A 25,886-nucleotide genomic window follows, 5' to 3' on the forward strand; every position below is an offset into this window, starting at 1 on the left:
CTTGTAAACGCAAGGGCTTTGAATGTTTAATACTATTTAAACAATGAAATACCTAATATTACTTACATTTGCAATAGGTTGGGTTATAGCCGTAAAGAGCCAACCATTTTACTATTTTAACAAAGAATATATTTACGATACACTAAACACGGGCGCGCCTGCATGTATGCCTTTGCCTGATGGCTATTTAATAGCCGGACCCTTTGGCTCGTATAATTTTACGAGTGGCATTTATGTGCGCAAACTCAGCCTTGCCGGAGACAATAAATGGTTTAAATACTATTTTTATGGGGTACATGACATTTATACTATAGAAGGTGAAATTTTAGCTCCTACCACAGACGGCAATTTTATATTGGTAAGTGGGGTTACAAGTACCCTTAACAGCGGAGACGGCGATATAGTTATGATAAAATTTGATAAAAACGGCAATGCTTTGTTTACGGCTACTATTGAACAACCCGAAACACACGATACGCCCGGAGCAGTATTATCTATGCCCGACAGCACCTATATTATTGCCGGAACAAAGCGAAAAATTAATGACCCCGTTAAGGAGTTTTATGTTTTGCGCACCAATGCCGCAGGTCAAAAAATATGGGATACCACTTTACATACTACCAAATCAGGACTGGGCGCAAGCTTAGACTATGGTATTGATGGTGGATATATTGCTTCGGGTTATATAAACCCCAATTCTTTACAGAGCACCGAAATGTACGTGGCAAAGTTTAACGACCAAAACAAAAAAGAGTGGGAGTTTTTACATGGCACCCCCGAAAGCGATAATGGGTGTCATATTACTAAAGCAAACGACAATACCTACTTAATAACAGGTGGTCTATATAGCGGAGAAAAGAAAAGATGCTATATAGCCAAATTAAGTTCTGAGGGTAGTTTGCTTTGGGAACAAGAGTATATTATAGGCGCTTATCCAACATCAAGTCAAGCAGTACCTCGTAAAATGCCAGGCGAAAACAATGGTTATATTGGTTGTTTATTAACCCACAATGGTTTATATAATTACTACCCTGTTTTAATTCGCTATACGGAAGATGGCGACACCCTATGGACAAAGAAAATTCCGGGTATAGATGCTTTTAACGATTGGTATATTAAAGATATAGAGCCAACTTATGATGGTGGTTTTTTGTTATCGGGTTTTAACTACACACAACAAAGTTCGTGGGTCGTTAAAATAGATACCCTCGGCGAAACCTGCGAGTATTTGGGTTGTTTTATGTCGTTATATACAGGTATCGAAAATTCCCCCTCACTGAGGGGGTTAGGGGGAGTTCCTACTTCGGCGGGGTTAGGGGCAGTAACCCCCAACCCCGCCCACCAAACGGCTACCCTAACCCTCAACCCCAACTATACCCATCTAATAAATCAAGGCGAAACCCTTGAAATTTTTAACATCCAGGGGCAGTTGGTTAAAACCATTCCTTTATCATCAGGAGGGGAAACCACCACGTTTACCACCGCCAACCTAATATCCGGAATATATTACTGCCGCCTTCAAAACCATCCGGAGATAGAGGGTGTTAAAATGGTGCTGTGGTAAAAATCCTGCTAATCATTTAATCCTAAAAATCAGTAGTTCAGACAATTTAAATATTTATTCTTATGCAAATAAAAATTAATTTAATTATAGGTATGGCTGCTATTTTATTTTTATATGATTATGCGTTTGCTTTTAATAACAATACTATTACTATTTAATGTTTGTGGGGAAATTATTAATGCCCAAGAACCCACAACCACCTATTTTAATAAAATATATAGTTTAGATCTAAAACATATTAGTTTTTTAGGTAACGAAATTATAGACGACCATATATATATTAGCAGTTTAATGCAAAAATCAGACACCGTAACCGGATTTGCCATTGCTAAAGCCGATTTTGCTGGGAATTTAATTTGGCTTAAACAGTTAAATAACATAAAATCGGGCTATATTAGTTATTCTCTTCCCAAAGCCTTCTATAAAGATGCTGCCGACAATAATTTTTATTTAAGCGGCACTATAGGCAAAAACAGTGTTGATACCGATATTTTATTGCTAAAAATAAATACCAATGGCGATACCATCTATACCCATTTATTTAATCGCCCCAAAAAATCTGAGGGATCATCAACCATACTTAAAGCCGATTCAACGGGGTGTAGCGTTGTTTGTTGGTCATCTGCCCCTGGTGGGTATAGTAAGTTAATTATACTGCAAACCGATAAAAACGGCAACGAATTGCCAACTATTGAGCTAAATACAATAAAATACCGCACTATTTTATACAGCCAGCCTACACTCGACGGGGGTTATATTTTATCGGGTTATTCTTATACTATAGAAAAAGGTTTCGATATGTATGCCCTTAAACTTACTGCCAATTTTGAAACAGAATGGGAAAAAACCTGGGGAACGACAGAAAATGATTGGGGTTGCTTTGCCTTACAAATAAGTAATGGCGAATACATTATTTTAGGTGCAAAGCAAATAGGCTCAAAAGACCAATTTTATTTTGCTCGCCTTGACAAGGATGGAAATACCTTAAAAACAAAACTATATCCTTTTAATGATGTATGTGGTGCTGACGGTTCGGTAGTATTAATGCCAAATGACGATGTTATTGCTTCAGTTGTTGATTTTAGCAATACCGATACAATGCGTACTCAATTAACACGCTTCACCAAAGACGGCGAAATAGTATGGCAGAGCCAGCTAAAAACAGGTATCGGCTTTGAAGATTATATCCGCGATATAGAACGCACGCCCGATGGGGGTTTTATTTTATCGGGGTTTAACCATCTAAGCCCTGTAACGGCATGGCTGGTAAAAACAGATAGTATGGGTAAAACCTGCGGCATAGCCAACTGCGATACTACAGTTATATTAAGCAGCAACAATAATAATATTACTGCCAATAAACCCTATAATCGTGGCATTAATAATATGCAAATAACCCATCATGCGGCAGGTAATAGTATAAATTTGCAGGCAACTATTCCTTTGCACCTGCCTTATACCGTTTTTTCGTTGTATAATTTGCAGGGGCAAAAAGTTTACACTTCAAAACCAATATTTACCAACCAAACCAACGGCATTACAGCTATTGATTTGGTTTTACCCACCTCCTTACCCGCCGGCGCCTACATAGGGCAATTAGCAAGCGGTATTGGCGTAGTGGCAAGCGGTAAATTATTGATAATTGACTAATTTATGACCCCTGCATCCCAGAGAGCAAGTTTTAAGGCTGCTATCCGGATACTTTTTTATACTTATACTATGAAATTTATTTTAATAGTTCGATAAAAAAAGCTTCTTTAAAAAGGTAAAAAGCTAAAATTATATTGTCTTAATATATTCGAAAAAAACAGTTTTGTAAACCTGCCAAATTTGACCTAATTTTGTGGGTTAATTTAAACTAAAATTGACATTTTTAGTTCGTTAATTGTTTAACTACCACTTTATTATAGCTATTGCAAATGTTTCGCAAACATCTGATATTTTGTGCGCTTTGGGTAAGTTTTATACTGCTTATTGCATCTTGTTCGGGCAAATCAAGTACAGAGCAAGCAACTGCCACCAATGATACAAACCCTGCCGACACAGTTAGCAATTCAGCATTGCGACAAATTGAGGCATCGCCGGCCTTGCAACAACTAACAAGGGAACTTCAAAAAGACAGCACCAACGCACAAATTTGGTTTGCAAGGGGCAATATGTACTTACAAGCCAATGTTCCCGAAAAAGCTGCACAAGATTTTGCCCGCGCTTTGCTGAACGACAGTACAAATGCTGCTTATTATTTAGCCTTAGCCGATTTGTATTTTGACGTTGAGAACATGAAAGATGCTATCGCTGTGTTAGAGAAAGGGCTTAGTTTAACTCCGGATGAACCTGAAATTATGCGCGAATTAGGAAAATATTATTACTACTTAACCGACTATAAAAGAGCAGACGAATTATTTCAAAAAACCGAAAAACTTGACCCTCGAGGGCCTGCCACCGCTTTTTGGCAAGCTATGAGCCTGCGCGACCAACAAAAAAACGACCAAGCCCTAAAGCTTATGGAAAAAGCCGTTGAACTTGACCCCGAATACTACGATGCTGTTATTATGCTTGCCCAAATGTATGCTGAACGAAAGGACAACCGTGCCTTAACAAATTATAATAAAGTATTAGCTATTGATAGCACAAGTGCCGAAGCCCTGTACGGTAAGGCCATGTTTTACCAAAATACGAACCAAGCCGATAAAGCTTTGACCGAGTACAAAAAAATTGTTGCTGTTGACCGCAATTTTACCGATGCTTACTACAATATGGGATTTATTTATTATAATCAGAAAAACTATGCAAAAGCCCGCGACCACTTTAATATGGCCATCGCCGTAAAACCCACCATGGGCAAAGCCTATTTTATGCGGGGGCAATGCGCCGAAAAACTGAACGACCTTGCCTCGGCCCGCCGCGATTATATCCAAGCCTTAAATTTTTTACCTAACGAACCCGAAATTGAAACCGCTTTAAATAAAATTCAAGATAAATAAGTTCTTTGAGAGTTAGCTATTGGCTCTTAGCTGTTAGCTTTTGGCTGTTGGCTTTTAGCTTTTGGCTTTTAGCTTTTAGACTTTGATACTAAAACAAAATTAAAACCCATTAAAAACCCGAATATAAATTATATTATGATAGATATTACTTTTCCTGATGGTACTGTACGGCAATACGAATCCGGAATAACCGGCCTTGCCATCGCCAGCGCAATTAGCAATAGTTTAGCCAAAAAAGTTTTAGCCATAAAACTCAACGATGAGGTGATGGATGCCACCCGTCCAATTACCACCAATGGCCATTTAAAATTATTAACTTGGGATGACCTTGACGGGCAAAGCACCTTTTGGCACTCGTCGGCGCACCTGATGGCCGAAGCAGTTCAGGCTTTATATCCGGAAGCACAGTTTACTATTGGTCCACCTATTGAAAAAGGTTTTTATTACGATATTGATTTTTGTGGCAACAGCCCCGGAAACGACGATATCGAAGCCATTGAGCGCAAAATGTTAGAATTGGCTGCCCAAAAAAATCCCTACCTTCGTTCAGAGGTAAGCAAAGCCAACGCCTTAGCAACTTATACTGATAATCCCTATAAAACGGAATTGGTAAATGGCCTTAACGATGGCGAAATAACATTTTATCAGCAAGGCAGTTTTTACGACCTTTGCCGAGGCCCACACCTACCACATACCGGATATATTAAAGCTGCAAAAATTCTAAATATTGCCGGCGCTTATTGGCGCGGAAATGAAAAAAACCCACAGCTTACCCGCTTGTACGGTATTACTTTTCCACAACAGGCCGAGTTAGATACCTATTTACACCAATTAGAAGAAGCAAAAAAACGCGACCATAAAAAATTGGGCGTGGCTTTAAAACTGTTTGCCTTTAGCGAGCGGGTTGGTGCCGGACTTCCACTATGGCTGCCAAAGGGTACACTGTTGCGCGAAATTTTGCAAGACTTTTTGCGCAGTGAGCAGGTAAAACGTGGCTATAAAATGGTAGTTACACCCCATATCGGTCGCCGCGAGTTGTATATAACCTCCGGACACGAAGCCAAATACGGCGCCGATAGTTTTCAGCCTATTGACACGCCCCGCGAAGGCGAACAATATAGGCTCAAACCAATGAACTGCCCCCACCACTGCGAAATTTACCGGGCTTTTCAACTTAGCTACCGCGACCTGCCTTTGCGCTTGGGCGAGTTTGGCACTGTTTACCGCTACGAACAAAGCGGAGAACTAAATGGCTTATTGCGGGTGCGCGGTTTTACCCAAGACGATGCCCATATATTTTGCGCTCCCGAACAACTGCTCGATGAGTTTAAAAACGTAATTGACCTGGTAACAACGGTAGTTAAAAAAGTGGGCTTTGCCGATTTTACCGCACAAATTAGCTTGCGCCATCAAACCGAACGCGACAAATACATCGGTAGCGATGAAAACTGGGAAAAAGCAGAAAATGCCATCATTGAAGCCGCTGCTGAAAAAGGACTTAACACTATTGTTGAATATGGCGAAGCCGCATTTTACGGCCCAAAACTCGACTTTATGGTTAAAGATGCACTTGGCCGTTCATGGCAGTTAGGTACTATTCAGGTAGATTATAATTTGCCCGAACGTTTTGACCTGCAATATATAGGTCCGGATAATGAAAAACACCGCCCCGTAATGATTCACCGTGCCCCGTTTGGCTCGCTTGAACGTTTTATTGCCGTACTACTCGAAACCTATGGCGGAAATTTTCCGGTATGGGTAGCTCCACAACAAGTAGCCATATTACCTATCAGCGAAAAATTTAATGGCTATGCCCACCAAATAAGCCAAACCCTACAAACACAAGGCATACGCGCCAACGTGGACGATAGCAGCGAAAAAATTGGCCGAAAAATTCGCGAAGCCTCCATCGAAAAAATACCTTACCAATTAGTTGTTGGCGAAAAAGAAGCCACAGAAGGTTTGGTAGCCGTGCGCAGACATGGCGAGGGCGAAGGCCATGGCGACAAAGGAACTATGACTTTGGCTGATTTTATTAGATTGATAAAAGCTGAAATTGAAGCGTAGTCACTGCCTACACACGTACATACTAAATTTGTTGAAGTGATTTTTTTTAATCCGGATAAACTAAATCCATTTCTCGTATGGAAAAGAACACTACGCCCTCCTATTTACAGTACGAGTGGCATCAAAACCATCCGTTTAAACAATTTCCTGTTGTTAAAATTGACGACACTAATTTATGGTTGCGGCCATTGCAATTGACCGATGCGCTTGCCATTTATGAATATGCCCGGAGTAAAAATGTTACCCGCTATACGCTTTGGCCAGCTCACCGCAACTTAGCAGATTCGATTAATTTTGTTACTACTACCATTCAAAACTATACCCTTAAACCTAACCCCGAATGGGCAATAGTGCAAAATGACTTGTTAATTGGCACTATTGGCATCCATAAATGGAACGCGGCACATGCTCGCTGCGAGGTTGGTTATGTGTTGAACCATAAATTTTGGCGACAGGGCATAACTACCTTAGCCTTAAAAGCCGTATTAAAATATGGTTTTACCCACCTGCATCTGCACCGCATACAAGCAACTTGCAACCCCAATAATATTGCATCGTGGCGGGTAATGGAAAAATGCGGTATGCTGTTCGAAGGCATTAAACGCGGCTATTATTTACGGCAATCCAACTTTGAAGATTGCCGACTGTATGCCATATTACAACCCGATTGGCTTAAAAAAAATGATGGCGAGTAAGTAATAAAAGGGCAATTGTTTTTTTATGAGATATAATAAAATAAATTGTCATAATGTTAAACGTATTTTATGCCAGCGTTCTTAATTTTTTTTATCAATATCCGGATATTATAACTACCTTTACGCAACTATGCCTTAGTAGTGTTAGTAGGGCAATGTCTATATCTTCAGCATTTAACAATAAAATTATATACAAAAAGTAAATTTATGAAAAAGGCTTTACAATTTTTACTATTTGCTATTCTATCTTGTGTTTTGGCTAATTTGCCTACCACAACACTTAAAGCTGCACATGCAGTAGGTGGCGAATTGACCTACGAATGTTTTGGCGGCGAAGATTTTTTAATTCACCTTTCACTTTATCGCGACTGTAATTGTACCGGATGTGCCGATTTTGACCAGCCGGCCTACTTAACTTTTTACGACGATTTTGGTTTTGTAGTATTAAACCCAACTGTAAATTTGCTTGGCCGCGACACCCTCGAAATATCAACCGACGGGCTTTGTATAGAAACCGCTCCGGATGTTTGTGTTGAGTTGGGTACTTATGCCTTGGATGTTACCCTGCCTGCTGATGGAGGTAATTATTATGTTGTTTATCAGCGTTGCTGCCGCAATAATACTATTGTTAATATAGTTGACCCAGGTGGCACAGGAAATACCTATTTTGTTACAATTCCGGCATTTACTGCAGATGATGGTTGTACCAATAATTCGGCGATATTTAATAATTTCCCACCAATCTTAGTATGTGCCAATAGCCCCTTGGTATTTGACCACTCGGCATTTGATTTAGACGGCGACTCGTTATCATATAGCTTGTGCACCCCACTAGATGGTGCCTCGCCCGACAACCCAATGCCTCTCACCGCTCCGCCCCCGCCTTATGACCCAATTTTATGGTTAAACCCACCTTACAGCGAATTAGACATGTTGGGCGGCACACCACCCCTTAGTATTGACCCCGAAACCGGAGAGTTAACCGCTTTTCCTGAAACGGTAGGGCAGTTTGTAGTGGGTATTTGTGTGTACGAGTACCGCGATGGCGTGCTAATAAATGTTAGCCTGCGCGATTTTCAATTTAACGTGGCCGCATGCGAAGTTGTATTAACCTTAGCAGATATAAATGGCACAAAAGATACAACTGTTTGCCCAGGTGCATCAGTACAATTAAATGCAACTGCTTTTAACGGCACAGAAATATCGTGGTCGCCTAAAATTGGGCTTGACAACGCCAATATATTAAACCCCATAGCTACCCCTACAAGCACCACTACTTATACCATTACCTTAACCAACCCCTTAACACAGTGCTTTGATACGGATGAGGTAACTATTATTGTGGCCGAATTTCCTGCTGCCAATGCCGGAGCTGATATTACACTTTGCCCAGGCGATATAGCCCAATTACAGGCCTTGTCTGTGGTAGGGGCAGTTTACAAATGGTCGCCCGAAACTGGCCTGAGCAACCCAAATATTGCCAACCCTAAAGTTACCGCCGGAACCGAATCTGTAACCTACACGCTTTTAGTTACCAGCAAAGAAGGTTGCGAAGCCACTGACCAAATAACTGTAACAATAGGTGGCGGCGACTCGCAGCCCGGCACCATGCCCGAAGGCCCCATTTACCTTTGCGAGGGTGGTAGTGTTGATGTTGCTACAAGCGGAGCTTTGTTAAACGGAGACGATGTATTAGCTTACGTACTTCATACGAGTGCCAACGATGTATTAGGAATTGTTTTAGCGATTAACACCTCCGGAGGTGTGTTTTCAAAAGCCGATAATCCCGATATTAAATACCAAACTGTTTATTATGTATCGGCTGTTGTAGGGCCACAAGGCAGCACGCCCGGCGTACCCGATTTTAATAACGGCTGTACCAAAATAGCACCAGGCACGCCCATTGTGTTCTTAACCCCCGTTGAAATTATAGCAAATGGCGACTGCGATTGGGGTACAGGCGACTATACCCTTGTTTTTTCGGGCAAAGGCGGCCTTCCTGAATATTTAAAATCGGGAAATTATACTTTTAACGGATTTGCAAGTTTTTCTTTAGGCTGGACTGAAACGCAAAACTTTTTAATTAAAGAGGGCGAAGCTAAAGAATGGGCTTTAACCGTAGAAGATGAATTGGGTTGTAGTGGCCAAAAGCAAGAAGCAATTATTTGTACCAAAACACCTATTGAACTCTTAGATTTTTCCGGATTAGCCCTTGAAAATGGCAACCAAATAAGCTGGGCAACAGCCACCGAAACTAACTCGGCCTACTTTATCCTTGAACGGAGCATTGGCAACGCCAGCCAGTTTACCCCCATAACCAAACAAGCCGCAAAAGGTAAAAACTTTGGTGCCGCTTATAAATTTATCGACACCCAAGCCCCCAACGGTATTAGCTACTACCGCTTGTTGGAAATTGACGTTAATAATAAAACCAGTATCGTTGCTTCAATTTTTGTTACCCGAACCCAAACAAATTTGCCACTTTTGCAAAATCTTGGTAATAGCGCCTACCAAATACAAACCTGGGGCGAAGCAAGTTTTGAACTTTACAATGCCTCCGGAAAAGTATTGGTGAGCAAACATCAAACACAGCCTACCAAAACACAGATGAGTTTAAATCAATATGGCGCAGGCATTTATTACTTGCAAATTACTTGCAATGGTTACAAAACAATACATAAATTAGTAGCGTATTAGTTAGATGGATAGGTAAGGTGTTAAAATGCAATATGCGATACACTTACTAAGCAGATTAAGGTAAATTTGAACTAAAATTGATTGGTTTTTAGCCAAACAAACAAGTTTTAAATACAGCATAATCCGGATAATGGCTAGTTCATTATCCGGATTATTTTTTTGCCTTGCTTCGTTCTTAAAACTACCTTTTTAAACCTCCAAGTAATATAAAAGCATAGTATAAATCATAAAAAAATGTTTTGTCTTAATAAATAGTTTTAAATTTGTGCATTCAACTCTTTTTACAATTTGCAATTTTTTGCTGCCTATGCCTAAGTTTTACAAAAAAATAAACCTTATTTTTCTTTTTGTTCTTGTTGCCTTTAGCAGTTTAAAGACCTTCGCTCAAATAGATCCGCTTCCATTTCAGTTAGGTGGTAATGCATTTAAACTTAATGATACTTGTTTCCGCCTCACGCAAGCGCAAAGCAATCAAAATGGTCGTATTTGGTGTACCGATAAAATTACATTGGCTGCTCCCTTTACCATACATTGCCAACTTAATTTTGGTGCCAACGACAGTAATGGTGCCGATGGAATTGCTTTTTTATGGCAAAGCAGCGCTTCGGGTACGGCGGCATCGGGTACGGGTGGCGGCGGAATTGGCTACCAGGGCATAGCGCCATCTATTGGAGTAGAGTTTGACACCTATCATAACGGCTCGCCATACAACGACCCAGCTACTTTCGACCACATAGCCGTTATGCGCAATGGCAACCCCAACCATGCCAGTACCGATAATTTAGCAGGCCCCATTGGTTGCTTGCCCGGCAACATTAATGTAGAAGATAACACAGACCACGATGTAGTGATTAGTTGGGACCCGGCAACAAATATCGTTGAGGTCTATTTTGATAATATTTTAAGAATCAGTCAAAATATTGGAGATATAGTGGGCAATACTTTCGGTTGCAATCCGGATGTTTGGTTTGGATTTACCGGCTCAACTGGTGCGTTGTCGAATGTACAAGTTGTTTGTATTGAAGGCTATTCCTTCACCAAAGTAATAGATACGCTTACCGTGTGCAATGGGTCAACTGTTCAGCTAAACGCACCAGACGGTAGCAATTGGGTATGGTCGCCCAGCACTAATTTAGACGATCCAAATGCCCAAAATCCTATATGTAATACCACAACCGACATTACTTATACGCTAAATTTTACTACGCTTGGAGGTTGCGCAAGCAGTTTAGAACGTACCGTTGAGGTGCTACCCACGTTTAGCGCTAACCAAAATGTGAATGTGTGCCCTTCGGATTTGCCCTATATTTTACCCGACAATACAACGGCCAGCAGTACTGGCACCTACGTAGCTACACTTGTGGCTGCCAACGGTTGCGACAGTATTATTACTACCAATTTGACGGTGTTAAACGAGTTTACAACCAATAACCCACAAATTATTTGCCAACACCAACTTCCTTATACTTTACCTAACGGCGGACAAGCGAATGGTGCGGGGAACTGGCCAGTTACATTAACGGCATCTAATGGTTGCGACAGCGTAGTTATAACCCAATTAACAGTTAACCCCGATTATACCCAAACCGTTGATGCGCAAGTTTGTCCGTCAAGTTTGCCCTACAATTTGCCCGATGGCTCGCAGGTAAATACTAACGGCGTGTACTCGGTTACCCTGCCTACTATTAACAGTTGCGATAGTACAATTATTACCACTTTAACTATATTGCCCAATTTTACAGTTGATGTTCGGTGGCAATTTGCGAAAACGACCTCCCCTACCAACTTCCGGATGGGAGTTTAGTTTCATTATCCGGAAATTATCCGGTACTATTAACTGCAAGCAATGGCTGCGACAGCTTAATAACAACCCAACTTACGGTAAATTTCAACTCGACCAATACGCTTAATCCACAAATATGCGATGGAGATGCTTTTACTGTAGGTACTAACACCTATACTACTTCCGGAACTTATACAGATATATTAATAAATGCCGCCGGATGTGATAGTATAATTACCACAAATTTAACAGCAAACAACAATTATAGCCAAATTATACCCATAGCCATTTGCCAAAGTCAAACACCTTATTTATTGCCCGATGGTACTAATGTGTTTACATCTGGAACTTATGATGTTGTGTTGCCAACAATTTATGGATGCGATAGCCTGATTAGCACGCAATTAACGATAAATCCCGAATCAAATATTACTCTAAACCCTCAAATATGTAATGGCGATGTTTTTACCGTAGGAACTAATACCTACACTACTACGGGAACTTACACCGATGTATTGATTGATGCCGCCGGATGTGATAGTACAATTACTACAAATTTAACGGTAACAGCCCAAATTAACGTCAATAATCCACAAACTATATGTAATGGCAGCAGCTATACGATTGGCAACAGCACTTACACCGCCGATGGCATTTATCAAGATTTATTTACTTCGGTAGGCGGTTGCGATAGCGTAGTTACCACCCAATTAACAGTTTTACCTGCTATTATAGCCTCAAACGATATTACAATTTGTAACGGGGCATCTTATAGCATAGGAAACAGCACTTACACCACAACGGGAACTTATACCGATGTTTTACAAGCATCAAACGGTTGTGATAGTACTGTAACAACTAATTTAACGGTAGTTAATTTAACAATTACCCTTGACGTTGCACAACAAGCAAGTTGCAATTTAGCCAACGGTGCTTTGTCGGTATCAGTTGGAGGCAATGGTTTGCCACCCTTCACTTATTTATGGTCGCCGGGCGGTTATACCACCGAAGATATAAGCAATTTACCCTCCGGAAATTATACCTTACAAATTACCGATGCTTTAGGCTGTACGCAAACCGCTTCATTTACCCTTAACGACTCACCGCCAGCAAGCCTTATTTTAACCAACCAAATTAACCCCGCCTGCGGGCAAGCCAACGGCGAAATTACAGTTAGCCCTACTGGTGGCACTGGGCCGTTTAGTTATACGTGGTCGCATAATGCAAGTTTAAATAGCCCTACGGCAACCGGACTTAATGCCAACACATACACGGTAACAGTAACCGATGCATTGGGCTGCACCGCACAGTTAAGTATAAGTTTACCCAATAGTGCGGCAGCAACAGCAAATATAGTAAGTACAACAAATGCTACTTGTAACCAAGCCAACGCCAGTGCCGATATTGAAATAACAGGGGGATTACAACCTTTTAATTTTGTTTGGATGCCGGGTAATATTAACACCGAAGATCTTGTAAATGTACCATCCGGAAATTATGTGCTAACAGCCACAGATGCCGCCGGATGTCAAACTACCCTTTCTTTAACCCTCACAGATTCGCCACCAGTAAGTTTTGTCTTAATTAATCAGCAAAACACAACTTGCAGTCAGGCTAATGGCATTTTAGAATTAAATATTACTAATGGCACACCCAATTATACTTACAATTGGTCGCCCAATGTTAGCAATTCAAATATTGCATCCGGATTAAATGCCGGAACCTACAATATTACCGTTACCGATGCAGCCGGATGTATAGCAACGCAAAGTTTTACGCTTGCCGATTCACCTGCTCCTAATATTATTGTTGCCAATATCATACCTGCATCATGTGGTGTTGATAATGGTGCTATTGACCTTGAAACAGAAAATGGTACAGCGCCCTTTGTTTACGAATGGTCGCCAAGTTTGGGCAATAATCCGGATATTACCGATTTGCCAGCGGGCTTTTACAGCGTTACCGTTACCGATGCCAATAACTGCACCGATTCTGAAACCATTGAAATCGTCAATCCAAGCGCCCCCGAAATAAATTTAGTTAATGTAAGTAATGCCGGTTGCGGGCAAACCGATGGCAAAATTACCGTTTCGGTTAGTGGTGGTACGGGCGTGGTAAATATTACCTGGCTTGCCGATGACGGTTCGTCTGGCAATGTGCCGGCAGATGGTATCATTGACGGGCTTCCTGCGGGTAATTACACTTTTACCGCCCAAGACGAAACAGGCTGTACAGATGTATTGGTGGTAACGGTAGTAGGATTTTCAAATCCCGACTTAGTACTTGTTTCGAGTAACCCTGCTACTTGTGGGCTTAATAATGGATTTGCCAACATTAATAATAGCGCAGGTAGCAACGCTGGTACATGGCTTTGGACCCCCAATGTAGCCAATACCAACAATCCCAACAATTTGCCCCCCGGCAGCTATACCGTATTTTTTACCGATGCTAATGGCTGCACCGACCAAATAGACCTGACTATTGATGCCCAAGCCTCGCCAGATATTGCCAATGTAATTACAACTGAATCTAATTGCGGAGCATCGGATGGGACAGCTACGCTGCAAGTTACTGCCGGCGGCGCACCGATTACTACTTATACCTGGTTGCCTAATGTTAGCAATACTATTAGTGCCAACAATTTGAGCGCGGGCGTATATAGTGTTACGGTTACTGATGCCAATGGTTGTACCGACACTATTGGCTTTAATATTGTTAATTTAGGTGCTCCGAGTATCAGTTTAACTAATTCTACTAATGCAGCATGTGGACAAGCATCGGGCAGTTTAAGTTTTACTGCAAATGGAGGGCAACCACCTTACACGTGGCAACCCGGCAACTTGTCGGGCAATAATGTTACTTATAATAATTTGTTGGCCGGTACCTACTCCACAACTGTTACCGATGCCAATGGTTGCGCTGCTACTTTAACTGGCACAGTTGGTAGTGTAAATGGGCCTACACTTACCCTAATAGCACAAGCAGATGCTCATTGCGGCCTTTCCGATGGCAGCATAACCGTTCAGGTTAGTGCGGGTAGTAATTTAAGTTGGCAGCCCATAGGTAGCGGTACCAAATCCGACAATTTACCTGCCGGCACTTACACCATTACCGCTACCGATGCAAATGGTTGTACTGCAATATTAAACGTTACGCTTAATGATATTGTGGGTGTAAGTATTTCGTTAGTTAATAGTGTTAATACAAGTTGTGGCAACAATAACGGCTCAATTGAAACCAATGCTAATGGTGGTGTTTTGCCCTACACCTTTAAGTGGTCGCATAATGCGTTGTTGAATAGCCCCAATGCTACTAATTTATTGGCGGGCACTTACAGCGTAACAGTAACCGATGCTTCGGGTTGCGAGGCCACACTTAGCCAAAATCTTACAGATAGTGCTGGCCCTGTTTTATCGCCGGGCAACAACACGCCAGCTAACTGCGGGCAAAATAACGGCAGCCTTGAGGTTTTAGTGCCCGGAAATATAAACGATTATACTTTTTTGTGGAATACAACACCGCCGCAAAATACAGCCACGGCATCCGGATTAGGAGTTGGCACTTATACCGTTACAGTTACCGATTTAAATGGTTGTAGCAGTAGTTTGACCTTGTCAATTTCAAATATCGGAGCACCGCAGATAACAATTGATAACAGCACTAATCCCACTTGCGGACAAGCCAACGGAGAAATCAGTATATCTGCTACAGGTGGCAATGGAACGCTTATTTATTCGTGGTCGCCAACACCCAATAATACTAATTCAATAAGTAATTTACCTGCGGGCGTGTATAGTGTTAGCGTTACCGACCAAGATGGTTGCCAAGCAACAGCGGTAATAGTGCTTATTGACCAACAGGGCGCAATTCTTAGTTTGGTTGGCCTAATATCGGCTAATTGTGGCCAGGCTAATGGCAGTGCCGAGGTAGCCGCTTTGGGCGGTACAAGCCCAATTGATTTTGTTTGGAATAGTGTGCCCATGCAAAATATGGCTTTGGCTTCCAATTTGTCCTCCGGAAATTATACAGTAACGGCCACTGATGCTAATGGATGCACTTCTTTTTTAGATGTTTTTATTCCGGATATTGCTGGCCCATCATTAAACATCAAAAATATTACGCCCGAGTATTGTGGTTTAAAAAACGGGGCTGCTATTTTAGAAACAACAGGCGGCACGCCACCGTATAATTATGATTGGCCCGATTTTATTCCGGATGGTTCGGCAGCGGCAAGTAATTTGGTTAGTGGTAATTATGATGTAACAGTTACCGACTCCAAAGGATGCACCTCTGTAATAACGGTAATCATACCCATTGCCGACCCCATGCCTTTAGTTTTTGGAGGTGTAACAGATGCTACCTGTGGGACATCTAATGGCAGTATTACCATTGATACAACAGGCAAACTGCAGCCATGTACGTTTACTTGGTCGCACGATGCAAATTTAAACAGCCCTGTTGCTACTAATTTAAGCGCGGGCAATTATTTGGTAACTATAACCGATGCCTTAGGTTGCGCTGTTTCGGGTAGTACTTTGGTGGCTGTTAGCAACGGCCCACAAATTGCCCTTGATGCGATATTACCTGAGCATTGCGGCAAATTAGATGGGGGAGTAGAAATAACAATATCGGGCGGAATGCCTCCTTACATTTTGGTGTGGAATAATGGCATGAACAGCGAAGACTTATACAATGTAACTTGCGGTACTTATTCTGTTACCGTTACAGATGCTTTAGGATGTGAAACTTTGGGCAATTATGATATTAATTGCATTGCCGCTCCAGACCTGAGTATTGCTTCAATTAATGATGCAACTTGTAATAAAGCGAATGGTAGTATTGCTACCGATGTTTTAGGCGGAAACGGCACTTTGGTTTATACATGGAGCCATAATCCGGGCTTAAATAACCCGGATGCTACTAACTTGTTGGCAGGAAACTATACTGTAACCGTAACCGACTCGAATGGTTGTAGTGATATTGCCTCGGCAATTATTGGCGATTCGCCGCCGGTACAGATTGCCCTGACAGCTTCTCAGGCCGAACATTGTGGCCTTAAAAATGGCTTTGCCGAAACACAGACTACTGGCGGCACCAATCCTTGCACTTATACTTGGAGCCATGATGCTACCCTAAACAACCCTAACGCCATTAATTTAAGTGCAGGTAATTATATTGTAACGGTAACAGATGCCAAAGGCTGCACTGCAACGCTAAACATTACAATTGATGCCGTTGATGGCCCAAGCATTACTATTACCAATGGTACAGCACTTTGCGCTACCCCCGAAGGAAGCGTATCGGCCAATGTTTCTAACGGCAGTTTGCCTTACAGTTATTTGTGGAATACAAGTCCGGTGCAAACTTCGGCAACGGCTACAAATTTACTTCCGGGTGTTTACAGCGTAACTGTTACCGACTCGTTTGGATGCTTGGCAACCGCCTCGGCTACTGTTGTGGGCAGTTTGCCCCCTGTGGTTGTAAATTGTGGCACCATTACTAATACTAGTATTGAGTTTGTTTGGGATGCCATAGCTGGCGCGTTAGATTATAGTTATAGCACCTCTACAGGTTTAAACGGCAGTACCACCGATACTACATTATTAATCACTGGTTTAACAGATGGACAAACGGTAAGCATAACAATTATTGTAAACGGCCCCGCCGAATGTGGTAACAGCGCGGAGGCAACCGTTAGCTGCACAACTGAAAATTATAGCTGCCCGCCAAATCCAATAACCGTAACCGGCGTATTGCCAACGTATTGTATAGATGCCGAACCTGTTACCTTAAATTTTGAGCCAGTTGGAGGCAGTTTTGGAGATAGTAGTGGTATTGTGGGTAATTTGTTTTATGCTAATATGGCCGGAGTTGGTACACACGACATTACCTACACCTTGGTTCAAAATATTGGTTCAACGGTTTGTAGTTATGATACCACTATTCAAATAACTGTTGTGCCTTTGCCAAATCCGGAAGTGATACTACCCGATTATATTTGTTTAGGAGACGATTTGACGCTGCTTGTTTCCGGAAATATAAATCCGGATTCACAATTTGAGTGGAAAATTAATGGCCAAGTCATCAATAATAATTCCGGACCCTTTGTTTACAAACCAATAACAACCGGAAATTATGAGGTTCAATTAACAGAAACCACTATTGCCGGATGTTCGGCTTCAATGACTAAAGGGGTTATTGTGTCGGCAATAGAGGAGGTTAAATTATTGGCTGCCGATACTGCGGTTTTAAAAGGTGGTACGGTACTTTTAACAGCAAATGGTAGTTCTGCTTTTGGCGGTGAATTAACCTATACCTGGTCGCCTGAAATTATTTGTAGCAACAATAATTGTAACGAAGGAGTAGCAACTATTACCGCAAATTCAACGTATTTAGTTACAATTACCGACAGTTTTGGTTGCCAAGACGAAGCCGAAATTACTATAAATGTACTATTGCCAAATGTGGTAAACATACCAACTGCATTTAGTCCTAATAATGATGGGTTTAATGATGTTTTTGTACCAGCAGGCAATAATATATTAAACTATAACTTGTTGATATATGACCGATGGGGAAAAATAATTTTTAATGGAGTAGCTTTAACCGCTACCCAAGGATGGAACGGAATGTACCAAAATTCAACGCTACAAGCTGAAGTAGGTGTATATGTATTAGTGACTGAAATTACGTTTAACGATGGGAAAAAACAAGTTTTAGAAGGAAATTTAACCTTGGTTAGGTAAAAAAAAATATTCCGGATGATGGCGATTGGGACAAAATAAAATAGCGGCAAATTGCAACTAGCAACTCGCCGCTATAAACAAACCCAAAACTATGAAAAACACTGCTGTCTTTATAAATTTATTACGCGAAATAATATGGAATGGTTGTTTTTAGCACTTCAAATTTCAATAGAATTGTATTTAGTTTGACGATTTAACAAAAATTCACACCCTAATAATGACGTCAATACCATTAATAGCAATTGTAGGTTTATTATATGCTGCCTTGTTTTTGGTGTATTACTTTTTTTTAAAAATATATACTACACAACATAATACTTTGCAGCCGCGCAATACTAATTGGGAGGTTCGGCTGTGGGCTGCAGGTTTTTTTATGTTGTTTGCCATGCTGTTAGATATTATTTTTTTAGAAACACTTAATGGAATTCCACCGTTTGGAATTGGAAACACAATTATTGCCGGAATACTTATTGCTTTTAATTTAATAAGATTTTATTGGTTGCAAAAATATACCGAATTGCGCAGTTACCCTTGTAAAACATGTAACGGGCGCGGCAGTTTGCCAGTTGCAACCTATACAAAAAAGTATCCGTGGTCAATTAGCAGCGACAAAGTAATAATACAACAAACGTGTACAGATTGCAACGGCGTGGGCTATATAAAACTGAACCCAAACCAAACAAAAAATCCAAACTTAATGACCGATGCTATGAAGGAAACTAAAACTCCCGATGCTCACCCGCCTATGCGATAGTATAAAACACAAATACATTTAAATAAAAAAATACAACAACAATGAGTTTAAAACCCCATAATGCCATTGGCTCTTTAGCTTGGTTTGATTTAACCGCACCCAACGCCGATGAACTGCGCGATTTTTATGAACAAGTTGTAGGCTGGAAAAGTATTCCGGTAAACATGGGCAGCTACAACGATTATAGTATGGCCTTGCCCGAACATACGGAAAACGTTGTGGCCGGGGTTTGCCATCAGCAGGGGGTAAATGCCAAAATTCCTCCGGTTTGGGTACTTTATATTTGGGTGCAAGATCTAACCATTAGCTTAGAAAAATGCACAGCTTTTGGCGGAAATATTATTGACGGCCCACGCAAAGCAGGAGCGTTTTTATTTGCACTTGTGCGCGACCCCGCAGGCGCTACAATAGGGCTAATGCAACAATAAAGTGATTTTTTGCGTTTAATTTTTTGATGTGTTAGGTTTTTTACCAGCTTTTAGCGAGAAAATTAACAATTTTTAACAAATATTGATAAAAAAAAGCAAAAAATACTTGCAAAACGCTTAGCGCTTACTGTATCTTTGTACTAACAACAAGATTAAAATAGTTTGTTTGTTGAATGCGCAGGCGCAATAGTAAGTAAAACTATTTTAGGTTCAAGTCCTAAACATTCGCACGTTTTCATAGCATGAAATTTTAGAGGTTAGAGCTTACGGTTTACCCGTAAGCTTTTTTTATGCCCTTTTGCGTACCTTTGCGCTGCCTTAATTAAATAACAACCATTTTTTACAGTATAGGTACATGCAAATAGTTTTACGCCCGTCATTTAATATTGTTGCTAGTTTTGTTTTTTTGGTCATTCTGGCTAATTTTAGCATAGCCTGCCGCCCCAAAACAACACAACAGATATCGTCGTCTCAGCCTGCGGTTAATCATGGGCAGGTAAAAATGGTTTTTTATAATTTAGAAAACCTTTTTGATACCATTAACGACCCCGCCAACCCCGGAGATGATGATTACACCCCTAACGGCAAAGGTAAATGGACAACCGACCGCTACCAACATAAACTTAATAATTTGTGGCGGGTAATTGAAGCCACTAATGATGGCCAACCTCCAGAAATTTTTGGTGTTTGCGAAGTTGAAAACAATCAGGTTCTAACCGACTTGATCCACAAAACAGTATTGCCCGACCATTACAAAACAGTGCATTACCCCTCGCCCGATGAGCGCGGAATTGACGTTGCTTTGGTCTATAATCCGGATATTTTTACCGTTTTAGAAAGCAAAAATCTTAATATAACATTGCCAAACAACGACTATACCCGCGATATTTTATGGGTACATGGTAAAATTGCCAATCAGTACGAATTGCATATATTTTTAAACCACTGGCCAAGTCGCCACTCGAACGACAAAACACTAAGCGAAGGCAACCGAATAAAAGCCGCTACCGTTTTAAAAACTAAATGTGATGCTATTTTCAAAAAAAATCCGGATGCCAATATAATCATTATGGGCGATTTTAACGACCATCCGAACGATAAAAGTATTGTCGAAACTCTTGGCGCTAAAGGAATTTCGGCTGCAAACAACAAAACGCAATTAATAAATATTACCGCCGAATTGGATAGTACAAAAGGCGGAAGTTACCGCTACCAAGGCAAATGGGAACGTATAGACCAGGTAATTGTGTCGAGGGCAATGGTACATAAAACAGCCGGCCTTAAAGTACTGCCCGAAGAAACGGGGTATTTTAAAGCCGACTTTATGTTGTATAACGATAATAAGTGGGGGAGAATGCCTAACAGAACTTTTGGCCGCGATTTTAAATATTTTGGCGGCTATAGCGACCATATACCTGCTTATGCCACCTTTACGTGGTAAAAGTATTTTGCAAGCAGGTTTAGCTATTTGCGTTGTGTATTTATTTTATATGTGCATTTTAGCTTTTTTGGCTAATAATGCTTCTTCTGTTTCGCGGAAGTCGGGGTCGGGCACGCAGCAATCAACTGGGCAAACTGCTGCACATTGTGGTTCTTCATGAAAACCCATGCACTCAGTACACTTATCCGGAACAATATAATAATAGTCCTCTTGAATGGGTTTAAATGATTCTTTAACGCTAACTTCGCGTCCGTCTAACAATATAACGGTGCCTTGCACGGTAGTGCCATCGGCAATTGCCCATTCAACGCCACCTTCGTAAATAGCATTATTTGGGCATTCGGGCTCACAAGCTCCGCAGTTAATACAATCGTCGGTAATAATAATGGCCATGGAGTATAAAATTAGTTAATTAGTTTGGTTTTTTTAAGGTTATGATGTTAATTTGCAGTTTTGTACGCAACAATTATTGAACAAGAAGCAAAGGTAAAAAGTTTATATCACATTAATAGAATTTACGCCCCACATTTATAGCAATGCCCACCCATTTAGATGAAAAAATAAGCTGTTTAGCCCAGCTTGGCTATCAAATAGCCAATAAGCCACAACAATTAAGCCCATTTATTGAAAAAGCCTGCCGACAAAACCCTTGGTTCACCCACAACAATGTTGCTTACGCTTTAAACGCCATTGCCACCGAGTTTTTAGATGAAGCAAAATTAAAAACCTTCTTACAAGAATATCCGGATGAATTAGCGAAACAAGCAAAAAACGCGCCTAAAAAAGTGGGCATCATTATGGCCGGAAATTTACCTTTGGTCGGGTTTCATGATTTTTTATGCGTTTACCTGTCGGGGCACCATGCCGCCATAAAATTATCTTCCAAAGATGATGTTTTGTTGCCGGCTGTTTTGAACTTATTAAGTAATTTAGATGCAAACCTTTCGCAAACAATATCTTTTCCGGATAAACTGACAGATATTAACGCCATCATAGCAACCGGAAGCAACAATACCGCCCGTTATTTTGAGTATTATTTTGGAAAGTATCCGCATATCATTCGGCAAAGCCGGGTATCGGCAGCCATTATTACCGGCCACGAAACAACCGAAGAACTAAAAGCCTTAGGCGATGATGTTTTTAGGTATTTTGGTATGGGGTGCCGCAATGTTGCCAAACTGTTTGTACCAAAAAATTATGACCTCACGCGCATTTTAACTGCTTGGGATGATTGGCAATTTGTTGAAAACCACAATAAATACAAAAATAATTACGACTACTATTGCGCCATGATGTTGCTAAATCGCGAACCGCATTTAGCTAATTCATTTGTTGCCTTGGTAGAGCGCCCCGAATTAGCAGCCCCTACCGGCTTGGTATATTACGAGTACTATGATACAACTGATACCCTAACCAACAGACTTATTGATGTGCATGAACAGTTACAATGTGTAGTGGGTAACCCACAACGCAGCGGTCTTTGTGTGCCGTTTGGCCATACACAGCTACCCGCCCTAAACGACTATGCCGACAAAATTGATACCATGCAGTTTTTGTTGAGCGATTTAGTTTGTAATTAGCCCTTTACTTTTTTATACTAGGCATAATTGCTACGGAAAACCACTTAGAAACCACAACCAGCCTTTTTCGTTGGTAATTACAATTTGCCCACCATTGGGTAAAATTGCTATGGCTTCGGTTTGTGCTTGAGGGGGTAAAAATGGCGGTAGCGACCAAACCCGCTTGGTTTTGCCTTGTAATTTTCCCGGATGATTTGTTTCAATTTTTGTAATTTGCCCATAACTTAACAGCCAAACACATTGCTGTTCAAAGCTAAATACCGCACTTGTAACTGGCGAGCCTACAAACAAACTATCTGCAAGCTGGGCTTGTATAGGTGCATTTGTTGGCGAAACTGCTGCTTGGGCAGGTACGGCAAAACAACGCATAAAGCCCAATTTTTTTTGCTTTTTAGTACTGTGTTTTGTGAAAATCCAAATGGTGTCGTTAAAATAAATTGCTGCTTCGGCGTTGTGTGGACTACTAGGGTAGGTAAAATTAATAGGCTCAGCCCTTACAATAACCCGCCTGTCTTTTGAAGATAAAGCTTGTTGCCAGTTGGCGGCCAAAATTTTGTAAAAACTAAATACTTCATCCTGCCGGCGAGCAGCATTATTGCCAATATCGGCAATATATAAATCGCCGTTTAAATTGTTTAAGGTAAGGTCTTCCCAATCGTGGTTGGTTGCGTTGGCAATTTCGAGGGTTAATACTAATTGGCCCTGATAATTAAAAAAATACAAATTAGGTGCATTGCCACTGTCGTTGTGCGATACAAACAACGAGTCGCCAATAGCACATAAACCCGACGATTCATGTAAAACTGCCGGCATCCGTATTGTTTGTTCCGGATGTTTTCCGGAAGTAAGCATTTGAATTATCCACAAAAACCATTGAATAGGCAGCATTGCTAAGTTTTGTTTTCTTTTTTATCCGGATAGATTTTAACTTTTTAAAATAAGCATAGCTATCAGTCAAAAAACCTGTTAAGCTGGCAAAATAAAAATGCCTGTTTCGTTTGTTTTTATTTCGTCATTATCAATTAACCAGCGCAAGGCATTAATTATTACCTGCTTGTTTAGTTTGGTTTGTAACTCGGTTTGTTGAAGTAAAATTTCGGTGGTTAAGGCGTTGTTGGCAGTAGTGGTTTTGTTATTATTATAATATTGAGACACCATTTGAAGCAAAGTTTGTGTTGCAAGTTGCTGTTGTTGCTCGGCTTTTTGCATCCGGATATGTTGTATGCAAACATCACAAATGCCACAATCGGTATTTGTTGTTTCACCAAAATAGGCTACTATCTGTCGGTTTCGGCAAATTGTGGCAGTATTTACGTAGTTTAGGATAGCATTTATATTGTTTAAAAAAACAGTTTGCCTAAATTGCATTAATTTTTCGTTTACAGCAAGGTTATTTTCTGCAATTCGCGGTTCAATAAAACTAACCTGGGGCTGCTCGGCTTGCGGCAAATAGTCAATAAGTTTTTGTTTATGTAACACAGTTAAGGCATTTTTTACAAACTCAATAGGTACACTCATTTGTTTAGCTATTTGCCGCTCGTTGATGGCTACGTATTGCACAAAAGCCGAGCCACCATAAAGGCGCAACAACATTTTTATATACGGGTTAAGGCGAATATTGGCGACTTCAACTTCGTACAATTCGTTGCGCGAGGCTGTAATAAGCAAACGGGCTGGCAGGTCGGCGGCATCGCTTAGGGCAATATATCCATGTTCTTCTAATATTTTAAGTGCGTGCCAGGTTGGCAAAATGGGCAATTTAAAATTATCGCAAAGTTCATCTAAATCAAAATCAAAATTCTGCCCTTGCCCCGCACCAACCGGCAATTGGCAGGCATTGCACAAGGCAATATAAGTTTGTAATACGGTAGCTTTATTAGGGTAACGCTGCACAATTAATTTTTGCAAATTTACCCCATCGCTGTTTTGATATAGCAATACCGCAAACGATTTCTTGCCATCTCGTCCGGCACGACCTGCTTCTTGGTAATACGCCTCTAAACTGGTGGGCGGCGATATATGCACAACCAAGCGCACATTAGGTTTGTCTATACCCATGCCAAAAGCATTGGTTGCAACCATAATTCGGATATGGTCTTTCATCCAAGCTGTTTGTTTTTGGTTGCGTTGGGCGGTTGTTAGACCTGCGTGATAAAAATCGGCAGCCAAGCCATTTTTACGCAAAAACTGTGCTGTTTCTTGCGCTAAGGCTCTGCTGTTTGTATAAACAAGTGCACATCCAGATATTTTTTTTAAGATGGTTAAGAGTTTATCTTTTTTGTTATCTTCATTTAAAACCGAATAAGACAGGTTTGAGCGCGTAAAACTTTGTTCGTATATTTTATATCCGGATGCTAATTGCAATTTGTCGGCAATATCATTGCGAACGCGCGTTGTGGCCGAAGCCGTAAGTGCTAAAACAGGTGCATGGGGTTGCAGTTGGCGCAGTAATGGAATTTTAAGGTAGGCGGGTCTAAAGTCGTAACCCCATTGCGAAATACAGTGTGCTTCGTCAACGGCGATGAATGATAATTTTATACGGGTTAAAAAATCTTTAAACAGGGCAGTATGAATTCTTTCGGGCGAAACGTATAAAATACGGCATTTTCCGGATAAACAAAGTTGTAAAATGCGGTTAGCTTCGTTGGGGTGTAATCCCGAAAAAATGGCTTCGGCGGCAATATTTTTTGCCTTTAAATTTTGCACCTGGTCTTTCATTAGGGCAATTAGCGGCGATATAACTAAGCAAAGCTCACCCTCATCAAAGGTTAAGGCCGGCACTTGGTAGCATACCGATTTACCACCCCCGGTGGGTAACAAAGCCAAGGTGTCAAAGCCCTGCAAAACCGCTTGCATAATTTCGAATTGCAAGGGTCGAAAGGCATCGTAGCCCCATTTTTCTTTTAAAATTTGATGAAGGTTTTCGAGCATTTTAAGAAATTATTGCCCACTGAGTTTAAACGGGTACTAAACTAACTACAAATTTGAATGTTTGGTTTTAAATTAAGGATATTTTTTAAACTTTCAGTCTAAAACTATCGTTTGTTGTTTGTGCTAAATATAATAATAATTTTTTGATTAATACTACAAATTTACATCCTGTTTTTCGAATATCATACCACTAAACAAGTAAAATATCCGGAAGGT

The 25,886-nt window shown here is 40.8% G+C and carries 15 protein-coding genes; 12 read left to right on the forward strand and 3 right to left on the reverse strand.

From position 1 onward, the window contains the following. Positions 1-43: 43 nt before the first annotated feature. The 11 genes from IPI59_10815 (at position 44) to IPI59_10865 (ending at position 21,159) form a co-directional block, all read left to right on the forward strand. Positions 44-1,564: a T9SS type A sorting domain-containing protein gene (locus tag IPI59_10815; GenBank protein MBK7528025.1), complete on the forward strand. Its 1,521-nt coding sequence runs from the start codon at positions 44-46 to the stop codon at positions 1,562-1,564. A 120-nt stretch (positions 1,565-1,684) separates the two neighbouring features. Continuing rightward, the gene (locus IPI59_10820; GenBank protein ID MBK7528026.1) at positions 1,685-3,214 is read left to right on the forward strand and encodes a hypothetical protein; all 1,530 of its coding nucleotides are present in this window, start codon (positions 1,685-1,687) and stop codon (positions 3,212-3,214) included. A gap of 269 nt (positions 3,215-3,483) precedes the next feature. Further along, positions 3,484-4,548 carry a tetratricopeptide repeat protein gene (locus IPI59_10825; protein ID MBK7528027.1) on the forward strand — a complete coding sequence of 355 codons (1,065 nt, stop codon included), beginning with the start codon at positions 3,484-3,486 and terminating at the stop codon, positions 4,546-4,548. Positions 4,549-4,683: 135 nt separating this feature from the next. Beyond that, on the forward strand, positions 4,684-6,615 hold the full coding sequence (thrS, locus tag IPI59_10830) for a threonine--tRNA ligase (GenBank protein ID MBK7528028.1): 1,932 nt from the start codon (positions 4,684-4,686) through the stop codon (positions 6,613-6,615). A 77-nt stretch (positions 6,616-6,692) separates the two neighbouring features. Continuing rightward, the gene (locus tag IPI59_10835) at positions 6,693-7,310 is read left to right on the forward strand and encodes a GNAT family N-acetyltransferase (GenBank protein MBK7528029.1); all 618 of its coding nucleotides are present in this window, start codon (positions 6,693-6,695) and stop codon (positions 7,308-7,310) included. A 207-nt stretch (positions 7,311-7,517) separates the two neighbouring features. Beyond that, complete coding sequence (locus IPI59_10840) at positions 7,518-10,007, forward strand: T9SS type A sorting domain-containing protein (protein MBK7528030.1); 2,490 nt, start codon at positions 7,518-7,520, stop codon at positions 10,005-10,007. A 307-nt stretch (positions 10,008-10,314) separates the two neighbouring features. Further along, the gene (locus IPI59_10845) at positions 10,315-11,811 is read left to right on the forward strand and encodes a hypothetical protein (protein MBK7528031.1); all 1,497 of its coding nucleotides are present in this window, start codon (positions 10,315-10,317) and stop codon (positions 11,809-11,811) included. Then, on the forward strand, positions 11,760-18,536 hold the full coding sequence (locus tag IPI59_10850; protein MBK7528032.1) for a gliding motility-associated C-terminal domain-containing protein: 6,777 nt from the start codon (positions 11,760-11,762) through the stop codon (positions 18,534-18,536). Before IPI59_10845 ends, IPI59_10850 begins: the two co-directional genes overlap by 52 nt. Positions 18,537-18,753: 217 nt before the next feature. Continuing rightward, positions 18,754-19,290: a hypothetical protein gene (locus IPI59_10855; GenBank protein ID MBK7528033.1), complete on the forward strand. Its 537-nt coding sequence runs from the start codon at positions 18,754-18,756 to the stop codon at positions 19,288-19,290. A gap of 41 nt (positions 19,291-19,331) precedes the next feature. After that, positions 19,332-19,718 (forward strand): VOC family protein, encoded by a 387-nt coding sequence (locus tag IPI59_10860; protein MBK7528034.1) that lies wholly within the window; start codon positions 19,332-19,334, stop codon positions 19,716-19,718. Positions 19,719-20,073: 355 nt separating this feature from the next. Then, positions 20,074-21,159, forward strand: a complete 1,086-nt coding sequence (locus IPI59_10865) for a hypothetical protein (protein MBK7528035.1) — start codon at positions 20,074-20,076, stop codon at positions 21,157-21,159. A 45-nt stretch (positions 21,160-21,204) separates the two neighbouring features. Here IPI59_10865 and IPI59_10870 read toward each other — a convergent pair whose 3' ends face one another. After that, positions 21,205-21,552, reverse strand: a complete 348-nt coding sequence (locus IPI59_10870) for a 4Fe-4S dicluster domain-containing protein (GenBank protein MBK7528036.1) — start codon at positions 21,550-21,552, stop codon at positions 21,205-21,207. A 143-nt stretch (positions 21,553-21,695) separates the two neighbouring features. Between IPI59_10870 and IPI59_10875 the strand changes: the two genes are divergently transcribed. Next, complete coding sequence (locus IPI59_10875) at positions 21,696-22,739, forward strand: acyl-CoA reductase (protein ID MBK7528037.1); 1,044 nt, start codon at positions 21,696-21,698, stop codon at positions 22,737-22,739. A gap of 30 nt (positions 22,740-22,769) precedes the next feature. Here IPI59_10875 and IPI59_10880 read toward each other — a convergent pair whose 3' ends face one another. Next, the gene (locus IPI59_10880; protein MBK7528038.1) at positions 22,770-23,627 is read right to left on the reverse strand and encodes a hypothetical protein; all 858 of its coding nucleotides are present in this window, start codon (positions 23,625-23,627) and stop codon (positions 22,770-22,772) included. Between the two features lie 78 nt (positions 23,628-23,705). Continuing rightward, complete coding sequence (locus tag IPI59_10885) at positions 23,706-25,670, reverse strand: RecQ family ATP-dependent DNA helicase (GenBank protein MBK7528039.1); 1,965 nt, start codon at positions 25,668-25,670, stop codon at positions 23,706-23,708. Positions 25,671-25,886 lie beyond the last annotated feature (216 nt).

This window comes from Sphingobacteriales bacterium (assembly GCA_016706405.1).
Classification (GTDB): Bacteria; Bacteroidota; Bacteroidia; order Chitinophagales; family UBA2359; genus BJ6.

Excerpts from the sequence above, each read along its gene's own strand:
- IPI59_10815 (MBK7528025.1), top strand. The coding sequence starts at position 44 with ATGAAATACCTAATATTACTTACATTTGCAATAGGTTGGGTTATAGCC.
- IPI59_10820 (MBK7528026.1), top strand. The coding sequence starts at position 1,685 with ATGCGTTTGCTTTTAATAACAATACTATTACTATTTAATGTTTGTGGG.
- IPI59_10825 (MBK7528027.1), top strand. The coding sequence starts at position 3,484 with ATGTTTCGCAAACATCTGATATTTTGTGCGCTTTGGGTAAGTTTTATA.
- thrS (MBK7528028.1), top strand. The coding sequence starts at position 4,684 with ATGATAGATATTACTTTTCCTGATGGTACTGTACGGCAATACGAATCC.
- IPI59_10835 (MBK7528029.1), top strand. The coding sequence starts at position 6,693 with ATGGAAAAGAACACTACGCCCTCCTATTTACAGTACGAGTGGCATCAA.
- IPI59_10840 (MBK7528030.1), top strand. The coding sequence starts at position 7,518 with ATGAAAAAGGCTTTACAATTTTTACTATTTGCTATTCTATCTTGTGTT.
- IPI59_10845 (MBK7528031.1), top strand. The coding sequence starts at position 10,315 with ATGCCTAAGTTTTACAAAAAAATAAACCTTATTTTTCTTTTTGTTCTT.
- IPI59_10855 (MBK7528033.1), top strand. The coding sequence starts at position 18,754 with ATGACGTCAATACCATTAATAGCAATTGTAGGTTTATTATATGCTGCC.
- IPI59_10860 (MBK7528034.1), top strand. The coding sequence starts at position 19,332 with ATGAGTTTAAAACCCCATAATGCCATTGGCTCTTTAGCTTGGTTTGAT.
- IPI59_10865 (MBK7528035.1), top strand. The coding sequence starts at position 20,074 with ATGCAAATAGTTTTACGCCCGTCATTTAATATTGTTGCTAGTTTTGTT.
- IPI59_10870 (MBK7528036.1), bottom strand. The coding sequence starts at position 21,552 with ATGGCCATTATTATTACCGACGATTGTATTAACTGCGGAGCTTGTGAG.
- IPI59_10875 (MBK7528037.1), top strand. The coding sequence starts at position 21,696 with ATGCCCACCCATTTAGATGAAAAAATAAGCTGTTTAGCCCAGCTTGGC.
- IPI59_10880 (MBK7528038.1), bottom strand. The coding sequence starts at position 23,627 with ATGCTGCCTATTCAATGGTTTTTGTGGATAATTCAAATGCTTACTTCC.
- IPI59_10885 (MBK7528039.1), bottom strand. The coding sequence starts at position 25,670 with ATGCTCGAAAACCTTCATCAAATTTTAAAAGAAAAATGGGGCTACGAT.